The organism is Pseudomonas sp. LBUM1649 (genome assembly GCF_059716155.1).
This window is the reverse complement of the sequence record NZ_CP166807.1, coordinates 2,268,615-2,281,825: the sequence shown is the minus strand read 5'-3', so window position 1 is coordinate 2,281,825 and position 13,211 is coordinate 2,268,615. Positions and strand designations below refer to the sequence as shown.

The window sequence follows — 13,211 nt, the reverse complement described above, 5'->3', positions numbered from 1 at the left end:
AACCGTTGGGTTCATGCAAGAAGGCACATGAATGATACCTGGGCACATTTTGGAAACTATTGGTGGTGAAGTGGCTCTGCTCTCGGACAGCTGCCAGCGGGTTAGCGAGGTGCTGTCGCGTGTCGGTGACAAGTGGAGCGTACTGGTGGTGATTCTGTTACAGGACGGTCCGCGCCGGTTCAACGAACTCAAGCGCATGATCAATGGGGTTTCCCAGCGCATGCTGACAATGACACTGCGAGGCTTGGAGCGAGACGGCCTGGTCAAGCGAACCGTGTACCCATCGACGCCACCTCGCGTTGAGTACGAACTGACGCCTTTAGGGCATTCGCTTAGCAAACCGGTAGAGGCGCTAGGGCGCTGGGCTTTCGCCCATCTCGATGAGATCCAGGCGGCGCGAGTAGCTTTCGATGAGCGCATTTTAAGGGAGTCTGCAGAAACCTCTGTTTCTACGGGTACCTAACGCCGCTAGCGGCATCTTCCGCTGGAGATCAGGTTGTTGCTCGGTCTAGTCCCTTTCACCGAAGCCGCTGTTTCATTCGCTGCTCTTCCCCGGCCCTCGGGGATCATGGGGCGCCTGAATCATTATGCCCTCGGTGTGGGGGGATGGAGGTGTAAAAGGCGGCTGTCGAAAATGTGACGGGAAGGGATGGGTGCCAAAGGAAATGGAGCGAGATCTGGTCTACGGACCTGATCAACACGTTCCTGAAAACTCTAGCTTTTCCAATGCAGACTATTTCGGAGGGAACGATGGTGCACACGTTCGAGAAATGGATGGAAGGATCGGCACCATTCCAATGTACGACGACTACGGCGAGGAAAGCTGATTATTCGACCTACCGGTCGTCACTTGGTCAAGTCGCATGCAAACGGTTGGTCAGCACGGGAACAATTGACCGGTCAGCGGCAATGAAAATGGGTGGTCAAGTGGGTGCAATTTCCCAGCTTGTTTTTTCTTTTCCCCAAAGGCGCTTTGGGTCGTTTTCAGTCGGTCGCGACAGGCTGAAAACGGCCGATTCTGTTGAAAAGGTCGGTCATGGTTTCCACGGCAGAAAAGTACGCGCTTGAGATTTAAATCTTTACGTTGAGCAGAGTATTCCGGGCTCAAATTTCGTGTAGCGGCGCGCAAAAAAAGCGTTTTCAGCGGTCAGTATGCGGGCAGTCTGGAAGAGCCGACTTTTTCAACAGAATTGGCCAGGAGCAGTCAATCAACCATAACCGAGTTGACATGGATTAAACGCTTGAAATGCCCGGAGATTTAGGTCAATTCACCTGCTGCGTGGGGATTCCATGCGCACTTGGACACCCAGTCCACGAACACTTGGACAGCGATTCCACGCTGACTTGGACACTCATTCCACGGCCACTTGGACACTGATTCCACGAGCACTTGGACAGTGATCTCTCACTGATCCGCCCCAAGCTCAGGCAGGCAGCAACGCAGGATTATTCACTACCATCGACCTCTTTTCTCGAAGCGAAGAGGTCGTCGTGGAGCGTATATCCATGCGTAAAATCCGAGAGGTACTACGCCTAAAGTTCGACGCCGGCCTGTCCGTGCGCAAAATTGCTACCAGCCTGCGCATTAGCAGCGGCAGTGCCGGCAATTACCTGCACCGCTTCAACGCTTGCGGGCTGACTTGGCCCACGCAGTTGTCGGACGCCGAACTGGAGCGACGTCTATTCCCGCCAGCGCCGACGGTGCCCAGTGATCAACGCCCGATGCCGGACTGGGCTCATGTCCATGCCGAGTTACGTCGCCCCGGCGTCACCCTGGCCCTGCTTTGGCAAGAGTATCGGCTCACCCACCCGCAAGGCTTCCAATACAGCTGGTTCTGCGAGCACTACCGCCTCTGGGCCGCCAAGGTCGATGTGGTCATGCGCCAGGAACATCGCGCCGGCGAGAAGCTGTTTGTCGACTACGCCGGCCAGACCGTGCCAGTCATTGATCGGCGAACCGGCGAGATCCGCCAAACGCAGATCTTCGTCGCCGTCCTCGGCGCGTCCAGCTACACCTTCGCCGAGGCCACCTGGTCGCAGAAACTGCCTGACTGGCTGGGCTCGCACGTGCGCTGCTTCGCCTTTCTCGGCGGTACATCGCAGATCCTGGTACCGGACAATCTGCGCAGCGGCGTCACCAAGGCGCATCGCTACGAGCCGGATATCAACCCCAGTTACCGCGATCTCGCCGAGCATTACGGCGTAGCCGTGCTGCCCGCGCGCTCGCGTAAACCCAAGGACAAAGCCAAGGTTGAAGTCGGTGTGCAGGTGGTCGAGCGCTGGATCCTGGCGGTGCTGCGCAACCGCCAGTTCTTCTCCTTGGGCGAACTCAACACAGCCATCGCGCTGCTCGTGGATCGCCTCAATCAGAAGCCCTTCAAGAAGCTGCCCGGCTCACGCCGTTCGGCCTTCGAGACCATCGACCAACCCGCACTGCAACCGCTACCAGAACATCCGTATGTCTACGCCGAATGGAAAAAGGTGCGGGTGCACATCGACTACCACGTCGAGGTCGACGGCCATTACTACTCGGTGCCGTACCAGCTGGTGAAGCACCAACTCGAAGTGCGGCTAACCGCTAAGACCGTCGAGTGCTTCCACGCCAACCAGCGGGTGGCCAGCCATCTGCGCTCAGCACATAAAGGCCGCCACACCACCCAAACCGAGCACATGCCCAAAAGTCACCGCGAACATGCCGAATGGACGCCGCAGCGACTGATCCACTGGGCTGAGCAGACCGGGCCGAACACCGCTGGTGTCATCGCCTACATCCTCGAACGCCGAATCCATCCGCAGCACGGCTTCCGCGCCTGCCTGGGGATCCTGCGCCTGAGCAAACAGCACGGCGAAGAGCGGCTGGAAGCCGCTTGCCAGCGAGCGCTGGCACTGGGCGCGTGCAGCTACAAAAGCCTTGAATCGATCCTGCGCCAAGGGCTGGAACGACTGCCGCTGGCCCAGCAAAACCTACCGTTACTGCCTGAAGAACACATCAACCTGCGCGGCCCTGGCTACTACCACTGACCTGAAAAAGGACCACCAAAATGCTGCCCAACCCGACACTCGACAAGCTGCAAACCCTGCGCCTGCACGGCATGATCAAGGCGCTTGGCGAACAACATGCAACGCCTGACATCAACGATCTCAGCTTCGACGAACGCCTCGGTCTGATGGTCGACCGCGAGCTGACCGAGCGCGAAGACGCACGCCTGACGACTCGCCTCAAGGCCGCACGACTGCGCCATAACGCCTGCCTGGAAGACATCGATTATCGCAGTCCGCGCGGTCTGGACAAGGCCTTGATCCTGCAACTGGGCAGCGGCCAGTGGCTGCGCGACGGCCTGAACCTGATCATCGGCGGCCCAACTGGCGTAGGCAAAACCTGGCTCGCCTGCGCGCTGGCTCATAAGGCCTGCCGCGACGGTTACAGCGTGCGTTATCTGCGCTTGCCGCGCTTGATGGAAGAACTAGGCCTGGCCCACGGCGACGGCCGCTTCGCGAAACTGATGGCGGGTTATGCCAAGACCGACTTGCTGATCCTGGACGACTGGGGCTTGGCGCCGTTTACCGCTGCGCAACGGCGCGACATGCTTGAACTGCTGGACGACCGCTACGGTAACCGCTCGACGCTAGTGACCAGCCAGATGCCAGTGGACAAATGGCACGCGCTGATCGGCGATCCGACCTTGGGCGATGCGATCCTCGACCGGCTGGTGCACAACGCTTATCGGATCGAACTGAAGGGCGAATCGATGCGCAGACGCGCAACGAAATTGACGGCGACAGAGACTTCAGACTAACAATGCAAACCTGCGTCGCTGCGCTCCGACTGCCTGTCCAAGTGGACGTGAATCAGGTGTCCAAGTGAGCATGGAACGAGTGTCCAAATAATCGTGGGCTGAGTGTCCAAGTGTCGTGGAATCCGCATGCTGCGCGAACATCTTGCGAAATGCCGCTGGCGAGGAGCCGATACGCTGCTGGAATAAACGGCGAAACGAGTTGCTGTCTTCATAGCCAACCTTGGCGGTGATACTTTCTAGGCTCAGTTGAGTCGTTTCAAGCAGGTGCTTGGCTCTTTCCAGGCGCAATGCTTGCAGATAGGCCAGCGGGGTGTATCCCGTTGCCTCGCGGAAACGCCGCTTAAAGTTGCGCACACCAAAACCAAATCGCTTAGCAAGCTCGTCGATCACAATGGGATGATCGAAACATTCTTCCATCCAGCTCTGTACCCGCAGGATTGCCTCGTCGCCATGGTGTTTGGGCATCGACCAGAGCACATAGACTGACTGTTCACTGCGCACGTTATCGATGAGCAGATAGCGACGGCATTGCTGGGCCAATTCGAGGGAGGCGAAGCGTCGGACCAGGTGCATCAAAAGATCTATCGCTGCACTGGCTCCACCGCAGCTGATCAAGCGCTCGCTCTCGCAGAGGATACGGCGCTCATCAAGCAGAACCCGCGGGTATCGGCGTCGGAAAAAGTCTGCGAAAGCCCAATGGGTGGTTGCCGGCACACCATCGAGCAAGCCGGCCTCTGCAACCATGAAGCTGGCGGTACACATCGCAGCGATAAAAGCGCCTTGGGCATGCTGCTGCCTCAGCCAAGGGGCGAACTGACTCAGCGTGGGCAAGGCATCACGAAGGCTGAAGAGAAAACCTGGAATTACCACCAGATCGCTTCGCTCGATATCGGCAAGTGATGTATCAACCTGCAATATTTGCCCAACCGGACTCGCAACGGGCAGACCATCGGCAGAGGCAACTACTACCCTGAATGGTTGCTGGCCACCTTCGGCAAAGCGATTGGCGGCATCAAGTATCTCAAGCGCAAGGCTGGCACTGGCGAGCGAGCATTGGTCGGCAAGTAGAAGCGTCACATGCATATCGGCTCCAATGCACTTATCGCATGAAATAAGTCATTTCTGCATCTACTATACCGCAAGGATGCTTACTAGAGTGCGTCATCACTCACTCAAACAGGTGTCCTATACATGAATCTCTGGTTTCGCCTTTTATGGATGCTGCTGCGACGCCCCTGGCGCAATCCTATGCCTGGCCTTGCTACCACGATCATTCGGTTACGCGTGTGGCCGCTGGATCTCGACTTCAATCGGCATGTCACCAATGGACGCTACTTCACTCTGGCGGATGTTGGGCGCATGGAGTACGTGTTGCGTAGCGGAGCCTATAGGGTTGCTCTACGCCACCGGGCGTTCCCCATCGTTGGCGATGTATGGGGTAAGTTCCGCTGTGAGCTAAAGCTGTTTGAAGCCTTCGAAATTCATACCCGCATGCTTGGATGGGACGACAAGTGGAGCTTCGTCGAGCACTCCTTCGTCAAGGAGGGGCGAGTGCTCGGCATGGTCATTATGCGTGGACTGTTCCGTGGCCCTAAGGGCAACGTGTCACCCGCGGAGTTCGCCTTAGAGTTGGGTCTGGCGGAGCAGTCGCCGATACTACCAGCATGGCTGACAAGCTGGTCAGCGAGCTGCGACAAACTGAGCGGTCAACTGCGTGGCGAAGAGCAACAGGCATCCTGATGGTTCTCCCTTCTTCTTGACGGCGTTAATGTAAGAGGGGCTGAATCGCTGCCCGCTTTTGTACAGCACCATGCGTCTGTATGTTTGCCGATTCTGTTGAATAAGTCAGATTTTCAGCGATACGACCACCACCGGAGAGCGTAATTCCCCAGCGACGGTCGCGACTAAACCGTCTCTATCCGACCCAATATAGCGGGCATTCGTGATCGGCAGAAAACGGTCCAGACTGTGTGAAAACGCAGACAGGGTTATGAGGTCCACGTTTCTACGTTAAATCTGCCAGCGTTCGGTTAGTCAGCAGACCTAGAATTTACGTAGAAGCGAGGTATTTGCTCCATTTTTGAAGACTACGATTGCTCGAAAGCGTTTTCACACAGCCTGGGCCAAAAGCGGCCGGTGGTCGTTGCATTTCGCTTGTCGCCGGCGTGTGGCTAAGCTTAATAAATCGGGGTGAATTGGAACCTGGGTGATAGCGGCCATCAGCGGATCTGGATAGGCATCAAGACGGTGCTCCCAAAGGAGACGACTATGTATGCGGTTATAAGAACCTACTTGGGTACTGGAGCAAAGCAGCTTTTCGAGCTTTTGGAAGAGCGCAAAACCGACGTCGAAGCTACCCTGCGGACAGTGCCTGGCCTCGTAAGCTACACACTGCTGAATACTGGTGATGGTGGTACGTCGGTGACTGTTTGCACGGACAAGGCCGGCAGCGATGCGAGCTTGAAAGTCGCACGTGAGTGGATTCAGAAAAATGCATCAAATATCCACGCGGACCCGCCGATCGTAACGGAAGGTCCGGTCATTGTGCAGATCAATTAACGCGCCCTTCCGATTGATCTCACGACACTATCGCTGACGCAGGCTTTGTATGTTTGCTTCGCGCAGATGTGATCGTCCGCAAACCATCAGATTGGGTTTGATTGCGGTGGAAGCGAACGACGGCTCTGGGTCGACTGTCGCCGGTCATCACAGGCGGCAGTCGACCCACAGGAGACGTTCAAACCATGGAAAACAGATCCGCCTCTGCCTAGTCATTGCCCCTAAAACTAAGCGTCAGATGGTTTTTTGGCCAACCCAATGGCTGTGGTCATATGCGGCACTGCATAAACCTTGTACCTACTCTGGGTCAGTTCCCGGTCGCTTCTGCCTTCTTCTTTGAACAGTCGCCGCTAACTCGTCCTGCCCGGTACGCCAGATCTCGTACCGTCCGGCCAGAATCTCTGCGGTCACCCTCCCTGAGGTGCTTGACGAAGGTTTTTTTTCATGGCAAAACGCCTAACATTAGGTCTTTAGACTGATATCAAGTCGGAGGTTCAATGCTCACGCGAAATGTTCAGGATCCAGCCGCAATGAAAGCGATCCCCACTGTGATCAGGGCGGCGGACCTAGCCTCCTACTCGCCGGCGAACCACACCGGCACCTCCAACGTGCGCGTGATTGGCCCCGAGACCGTGGGCGCGACGGCACTCGAAGTGCTGGTCGGCACGATCGTGAAATCCCATGGCGCGAAGCCGCACGCGCATCCGTACCTGGAGCAATGCGCCTACATGATTGAAGGCACTGGCGAGTCGCAAGCGCAGGGTCGCGTCGACGTGATGCACCCCGGAACCTGGGTCTACGGGCCGGCGGGCGTGTTCCATTCGTTTCGCGTGACCAGCGACCAGCCCGGACGAGTGCTGGTGGTCTATACGCCGCCTTATGGCGAGAACCCGGCGCAGACGATCACGGAGCCCGACCCTGCGGTTGCTGAGTGTGGCGACGTCCGCGTGCTGACCGTCGACGCCGCCGCCACCGGCAGAGTTCCACTTATCGACCGCGACACCGTCGGCGCGCAGTGGGTCGACATCTCGGCGCTGCGGATGCTTGCCGGCAGCGCATTGGCCTGCCCGACAGAACTCGACGCTGAGCAGGTTCTCTACGTCGAAGACGGACAGATCGAGGCGCACGTCGACGGGCAGGACTTCAGTCTCGCGACGGGCGACTTCCTGTTTTTACCTTGCGGGGTTTCCACAGCCCTGCGCTGCCCGCCGGAGCAGCCCGCTTCCGGCTTTCTCATCAAAGGACGACTTCCGTCAACCGCTTTACTCACAACAACAAAAGGAAACAACGCATGAACGCTAAATTTCCCACCCAGCAAAAAACTTCCACCGGCGCGTTGCTGCCGGTGGTCGGCCTCCCGCAGGACACTCTGCTGACCGTCAACATCGAGCAGATCCCACTGATCAAAAATGTCTTCCCGGGCATCCACATTCAGCCGCTACGCATCGACCCGGAGCGCGGCGAGTGGGTCATCAAGGCCATCGTGGAGCCCGGTTGCTCCCTGCCGATTCACTACCACACCGGTACGGCGCAGGTGTGGACGATCCAGGGCTGCTGGAAGTATCTCGAGTACCCCGACCAGCCGCAGACGGCGGGCTCCTACCTGTTCGAGCCGGGCGGCTCGGTACACACCTTCTACACCCCCAAGGAAAACACCGAGGACACCATCACCATCGCCTGGATCGAAGGCGCGCAGGTCAGCTTCAACTACGACGGCACCTTCCACTCGATGAATGACGCGGCTTCGATCCAGTACGCGATCGAGACTATCGCTGCAGCGCACGGCCTCGGACCAGTGCCTTACATCCGTGGCAACAGCGCCGACATAGCCGGTTCCTGACCGCAAAGAGGAGCACGGACCGAATGAATAACAACTCAAGCCAGGGTGGGCCGCTCGCCGGCCTGCGCATTATCGACATCACCGAAGTCGTCATGGGACCTTCAGCCACGCAGATGCTGGCTGACCTTGGCGCCGACGTGATCAAGGTGGAGCCGCCCGGTGGCGACATGCTGCGCGCCACCGGGCCCGGTGGCCGAGCTGGCGCCGGTCCGCTGTTCCTCAACCTGAACCGCAACAAGCGCAGTATCGTGCTGGACCTCAAGAATCCTGTCGGCAAGGAGGCGCTGTTGAAACTGGCGCAGACGGCCGACGCGCTGATCTACAACGTGCGGCCGCAGGCCATGCAGCGGCTCGGGCTGGATTACGAAGCGGTACGGCAGGTGAACCCGCGCATTATCTATGTCGGCACCTTCGGTTTCAGCCAGCGTGGCCGCTATGCGGCCTCGCGCGCCTTCGACGATCTGATCCAGGCCGCCGTCGCGATCCCCGAGGCCAGCGTGCGGGCGGGGTCCGAAATACCGCGCTATGCGCCGCTCAACCTCTCGGACCGGGCGACGGGCCTGTACGCGTTCGGTGTGATCTGCGCGGCGCTGTTGGCGCGCGAACGCACGGGACGCGGCCAGTCGGTCGATGTGCCGATGTTCGAGACGACCGCGCAGATGATGCTGGGCGATCACCTCTACGGCCACACGTTCATCCCGCCGCGCGGTGACTTCGGCTATCCGCGGCTGCTCAACCCGCATCGGCGGCCATACGCCACGCAGGACGGTCTTGTCTGCCTGGTCGTCTACACCGACGAGCAATGGAAGGCCTTCATGCGCGTGGTCGGCGAGGCCGAGCGGTTCGAGAACGACCCGCGTTTTGCCGATGGCGAATCACGCACGCAGCATGTCGAGGTGCTGTACGAAATTCTCTCCGACAAGCTGAAAACCAAGACCACGAAAGAATGGGAAGAGCTGCTGGGGCCGCTCGGCATTCCGGTGCTCCCGGCGCATACCTTCGAGACCCTGCTGGAGGATCCGCACCTGAAGGACATCGGCTTCTTCCAACAATTCGAGCACCCCACCGAGGGTGTGTTGCGGACCATGGCGGTGCCGAGCGAATGGCCGCAATCGCCGCTGCCGCCGTTGCGCCCGCCGCCGCTGTTGGGTGAGCACAGCGAGGAAGTGCTCGCGGAGGCTGGCTACTCGCCCGAGCAGATCCGCGAAATGGTACTGGCCAGCGTGACCCAAGTGACGACGGTACCCAAGGAAACGGAGATCAAGACATGACGACGGTCCTTCAAGAAAACCGGCAGGACGGTCGGCTGATTCTCACCATCGACCGCCCGGAGCGCCGCAATGCGCTCAACGCGGACGTCATCGCGGCGCTGCAGCAAGCCCTGCAGCGCGCCCGGGTGGACGACTCGATCCGCGCTGTCGTGCTCACCGGCGCGGGCGACGAGGCGTTCTGCGCCGGTGCCGACCTGGGCGCGGACGCCTTCGCGTTCGATTACGCCACACCGACCATCGCCTATGCCGATCTGCTGCGCACCGCCCGCATGCTCGACGTGCCGCTCATCGCGCGGGTCAACGGTGCCTGCATGGCCGGCGGCATGGGCCTGCTCGCGATGTGTGACCTCGCCATCGCTGCCCCCCACGCGATCTTCGGCCTGCCAGAGGCGAAGGTCGGCGTGTTCCCGATGCAGGTGCTCGCCGTGCTGCAGGCCCAGGTGCCGCAGCGCAACCTGGTGCAACTGTGCCTGACAGGCGACCCGATCGATGCCGCGAGAGCGCGCGAGATTGGCCTCATTAATGATGTGGCCGATGACCTCGACGGTGCGCTCGAGCGCCTGCTGTCGCGTCTGCTCGGCAACTCGCCCACTGCGCTACGCCGTGGCCTGTATGCGATGAAGGCGATGCGCTCGATGTCGTTCGAAGAGGCGATCGCGTTCGGCGAAGGCCAGATTGGCCTGCTGGCCATGACGCCGGATGCGCGCGAGGGCATCGCTGCATTCAAGGACAAAAGGAAACCGCAATGGACCAACAAATGAATTCGCAAGCCGCGCACAAGCTCGTGCGCATCGGCGGCGCCTCGGGCTTTTGGGGCGACAGTAGCCTCGGACCGATTCAACTGGTACGCCAGGGCGAGATCGACTACCTGGTGTTCGACTATCTCGCTGAGCTGACGATGTCGATCCTTGCCGGCGCACGCATGAAGCGTGCCGAGGAAGGCTACGCCATCGACTTCGTCACCGTGGCACTGCGCTCGGTGCTGAAGCAGGCCGTCGAGAAGGGCATTCGCATCGTCAGCAACGCGGGCGGCGTGAACCCGAAAGGCTGCGCCGCGGCGGTGCAGGCTCTGGCCGACGAACTGGGCGTGGTGGTGCGCATCGCGATCGTCGAAGGCGATGACGTGCTGCCACTCGCGGCCGCCATGCGGGCGGCCGGCACGGTCGGAATGTCCAACGGCGAACCGATGCCGGAACGGTTGGTGACGGCCAATGCTTACCTTGGCGCGCTGCCGGTCGCACAGGCGCTGGACGCGGGCGCCGACATCGTCATCACCGGCCGCTGCGTCGACAGTGCGGTCACGCTCGGCGTGCTGATGCACGAATTCGGCTGGGCGCCTGACGACTTCGACCGGCTTGCCGCGGGCAGCCTCGCCGGCCACATCATCGAATGCGGATGTCAGGCCACCGGCGGCTTGCACACCGACTGGGCCGCGGTGCCCGACTGGGCCAACATCGGTTACCCAATCGTGGAGTGCCGCGACGACGGCAGCTTCGTCGTCACCAAACCCGTGGACACCGGCGGGCTCGTCTCGACCGGGACGGTCGGCGAGCAACTCTTGTACGAGATCGGCGACCCGGCCCGCTATCTGCTACCGGATGTGATCTGCGACTTCCGCCAGGTGCGCCTGGAGCAAGTCGGGCCGCATTGCGTGCGGGTGACCGGTGCGCGCGGCCTGCCGCCGACCACTACCTACAAGGTCAGCGCCACTGCGCCGGCGGGCTTCAAGGTGTCCGGGCAGCTCACCATCGTCGGGATCGATGCCGCCGCTAAAGCCAAGCGCACCGGCGAAGCGCTGCTCGAGCGTGGCCACCGGTTGCTGGGCGAGAACGGTTTCGCGGACTTCCTGGCGACGCGTATCGAGCTGCTCGGCACCGAGTCGGCCTACGGCCCGCACGCCCGGCCGTTGCCGACGCGCGAAGTCGTGCTGCGCCTGACTGTGACGCATGCCGACAGGCGTGCGCTGGAGACGTACAGCCGCGAGTTCGCCGCCCCCGGCACGTCATGGTCACCGGGCACAACCGGTTCAGGTGGGCGTCCCTCCGTGTCGCCGGTCTTGCGGCAGTTCGCCTGGCTCATTGCGAAGGCGCAGGTGACGCCGACGGTCACGTTCGGCGAGACGACGTTCACCGTGACGCTGCCGCCATCAACACCGGAGGTGTTGCCGGAACGGCTGGTGCCCATCGAGGGTGCGGTGCCCGCCGGTCCACGCCAGACCGTGCCGCTGGTGAGAATCGCGCTCGGGCGAAGCGGCGACAAGGGCGACACGTCCAATATCGGCCTAATCGCCCGCCATCCCGCGCTGTTGCCGGTGCTGATCGAGCAGGTGACACCCGAACGCGTGAAGAATTACCTCGGCCACCTGGTGCAGGGGCCGGTGCACCGCTACGAACTGCCCGGCATTCACGCCATCAACCTCCTGTGCGAGCAAGCACTGGGCGGCGGCGGCATGGCGTCGCTGCGCAATGACCCACTCGGCAAAGGTATGGGGCAGCTGCTGCTCGACATGCCGGTCGAGGTGCCCGAAAGCCTGCTGCAGGAACTGTCCGCATGAATTTCGATTTATCGGACGACCAGCTCGCGATCCGCGACGCCATCGAGGCGATCTGCGCCGACTTCGGTGCCGATTACTGGCTTGAGCGCGAGCGAGACGGGCGCTGGCCGAGTGAGTTCTGCGACACCGTCGCCCGCGGCGGCTGGTTTGGCGTGACCATGCCCAAAGAGTATGGCGGCGCCGGCCTGGGCATCTCGGAAGCCGCAATGGTGATGCACACCATCGGCAAGCTCGGCTCGGCGGCGGTGTCGTCGGTGCACTTGAACCTGTTCGGCCCGCAGCCCGTGGTCGTATTCGGCAGCGAGGCGCAGAAGCGGCGTTTTCTGCCGCCATTGATCGAAGGCACGGATCGCGCCTGCTTCGGCGTGACCGAGCCGAACATCGGCTCTGATACCACCCGCATCAGAACCTTCGCGCGCCGCGCGGGCGACCGCTACATCGTCAACGGCCAGAAGGTCTGGACCTCGACCGCGCAGCACGCCAACAAGATCCTGCTGGTGGCCCGGACGACGCCGATCGAGAAATGCGCGAGGCCGATGGACGGCGTCACGCTGTTTTATACGAACCTGGACCGCGAGCATGTGCACATCTGCGAGATCGAGAAGATGGCGCGCAAGGCCGTGGACTCGAACGAACTGTTCATCGACGGGCTGGAAATCCCGGTCGAGGATCGCATCGGCGAGGAAGGCCAGGGGTTCAGGTACCTGCTGCACGGCCTGAACCCGGAGCGCATCCTCGTCGCGGCTTCTGCGCTCGGTGCCGCGCAGACGGCGCTGACGAGTGCGACGGACTATGCCAGGGAACGCGTCGTGTTCGGGCGGCCGATCGGCATGAACCAGGCGATCCAGCATCCGCTGGCCGAATGCTGGATGCGCCTGCAAGCGGCCGAGCTGCTGATGTGGAAGGCAGCGGCGCTCTACGACGCCGGCAAGCCCTGCGGCGTCGAAGCCACGGCGGCGAAGTACCTGGCGGCCGAGGCCAGCTTCGAGACGTCATTGCGTGCGGTGCGCACCCACGGCGGATTCGGCTATGCCACGGAGTACCACGTCGAGCGCGGCTTGCGCGAAAGCGTGCTGTCACTGCTCGCGCCGGTGACGCAGGAGCTCGCGCTGTGCTACGTCGCCGAGCAGGCGCTCGGCCTGCCGAAGTCGTATTGACCTGCGCAACGAGCCAACACGCGTTGCTCATTG

The 13,211-nt window shown here is 61.1% G+C and carries 13 protein-coding genes; 12 read left to right on the top strand and 1 reads right to left on the bottom strand.

Annotated features, from left to right (window positions below; genetic code table 11):
• The first annotated feature begins 70 nt into the window (after positions 1-70).
• The 4 genes from ACA058_RS10640 to istB all read left to right on the top strand — a co-directional run bounded on the left by ACA058_RS10640 (position 71) and on the right by istB (position 3,797).
• Entirely contained in the window at positions 71-463 is a 393-nt protein-coding gene (locus tag ACA058_RS10640; protein ID WP_497639034.1) for a winged helix-turn-helix transcriptional regulator, read from the top strand.
• Between the two features lie 287 nt (positions 464-750).
• Positions 751-1,068 carry a hypothetical protein gene (locus ACA058_RS10635; RefSeq protein WP_497639033.1) on the top strand — a complete coding sequence of 106 codons (318 nt, stop codon included), beginning with the start codon at positions 751-753 and terminating at the stop codon, positions 1,066-1,068.
• Between the two features lie 438 nt (positions 1,069-1,506).
• Positions 1,507-3,021 carry an IS21 family transposase gene (istA, locus tag ACA058_RS10630; protein ID WP_497639031.1) on the top strand — a complete coding sequence of 505 codons (1,515 nt, stop codon included), beginning with the start codon at positions 1,507-1,509 and terminating at the stop codon, positions 3,019-3,021.
• Between the two features lie 20 nt (positions 3,022-3,041).
• Entirely contained in the window at positions 3,042-3,797 is a 756-nt protein-coding gene (istB, locus tag ACA058_RS10625; protein ID WP_024264899.1) for an IS21-like element ISPsy14 family helper ATPase IstB, read from the top strand.
• Here the strand turns inward: istB and ACA058_RS10620 are convergent.
• Positions 3,789-4,880: a GlxA family transcriptional regulator gene (locus ACA058_RS10620; protein WP_497639030.1), complete on the bottom strand. Its 1,092-nt coding sequence runs from the start codon at positions 4,878-4,880 to the stop codon at positions 3,789-3,791. The genes istB and ACA058_RS10620 overlap by 9 nt on opposite strands.
• Before the next feature lie 108 nt (positions 4,881-4,988).
• On the opposite strand from ACA058_RS10620, the gene ACA058_RS10615 reads away from it, so the two are divergent.
• The 8 genes from ACA058_RS10615 (at position 4,989) to ACA058_RS10580 (ending at position 13,178) form a co-directional block, all read left to right on the top strand.
• Positions 4,989-5,537 carry an acyl-CoA thioesterase gene (locus ACA058_RS10615; RefSeq protein WP_497398740.1) on the top strand — a complete coding sequence of 183 codons (549 nt, stop codon included), beginning with the start codon at positions 4,989-4,991 and terminating at the stop codon, positions 5,535-5,537.
• A 528-nt stretch (positions 5,538-6,065) separates the two neighbouring features.
• Entirely contained in the window at positions 6,066-6,356 is a 291-nt protein-coding gene (locus ACA058_RS10610) for a hypothetical protein (protein WP_489256653.1), read from the top strand.
• 530 nt (positions 6,357-6,886) lie between these two features.
• Positions 6,887-7,651, top strand: a complete 765-nt coding sequence (locus ACA058_RS10605) for a cupin domain-containing protein (RefSeq protein WP_497639028.1) — start codon at positions 6,887-6,889, stop codon at positions 7,649-7,651.
• A complete protein-coding gene (locus ACA058_RS10600; protein ID WP_497639027.1) occupies positions 7,648-8,196 on the top strand; it encodes a 2,4'-dihydroxyacetophenone dioxygenase family protein in 549 nt (182 codons plus the stop codon). Before ACA058_RS10605 ends, ACA058_RS10600 begins: the two co-directional genes overlap by 4 nt.
• Positions 8,197-8,219: 23 nt before the next feature.
• Positions 8,220-9,467, top strand: coding sequence for a CaiB/BaiF CoA transferase family protein (locus ACA058_RS10595; RefSeq protein WP_497639026.1), 1,248 nt, complete (start codon positions 8,220-8,222; stop codon positions 9,465-9,467).
• Positions 9,464-10,228 (top strand): enoyl-CoA hydratase-related protein, encoded by a 765-nt coding sequence (locus tag ACA058_RS10590; protein ID WP_497639025.1) that lies wholly within the window; start codon positions 9,464-9,466, stop codon positions 10,226-10,228. Before ACA058_RS10595 ends, ACA058_RS10590 begins: the two co-directional genes overlap by 4 nt.
• Positions 10,213-12,021, top strand: coding sequence for an acyclic terpene utilization AtuA family protein (locus ACA058_RS10585; RefSeq protein ID WP_497639024.1), 1,809 nt, complete (start codon positions 10,213-10,215; stop codon positions 12,019-12,021). Before ACA058_RS10590 ends, ACA058_RS10585 begins: the two co-directional genes overlap by 16 nt.
• Positions 12,018-13,178: an acyl-CoA dehydrogenase family protein gene (locus tag ACA058_RS10580; protein ID WP_497639023.1), complete on the top strand. Its 1,161-nt coding sequence runs from the start codon at positions 12,018-12,020 to the stop codon at positions 13,176-13,178. Before ACA058_RS10585 ends, ACA058_RS10580 begins: the two co-directional genes overlap by 4 nt.
• Positions 13,179-13,211: the final 33 nt, after the last annotated feature.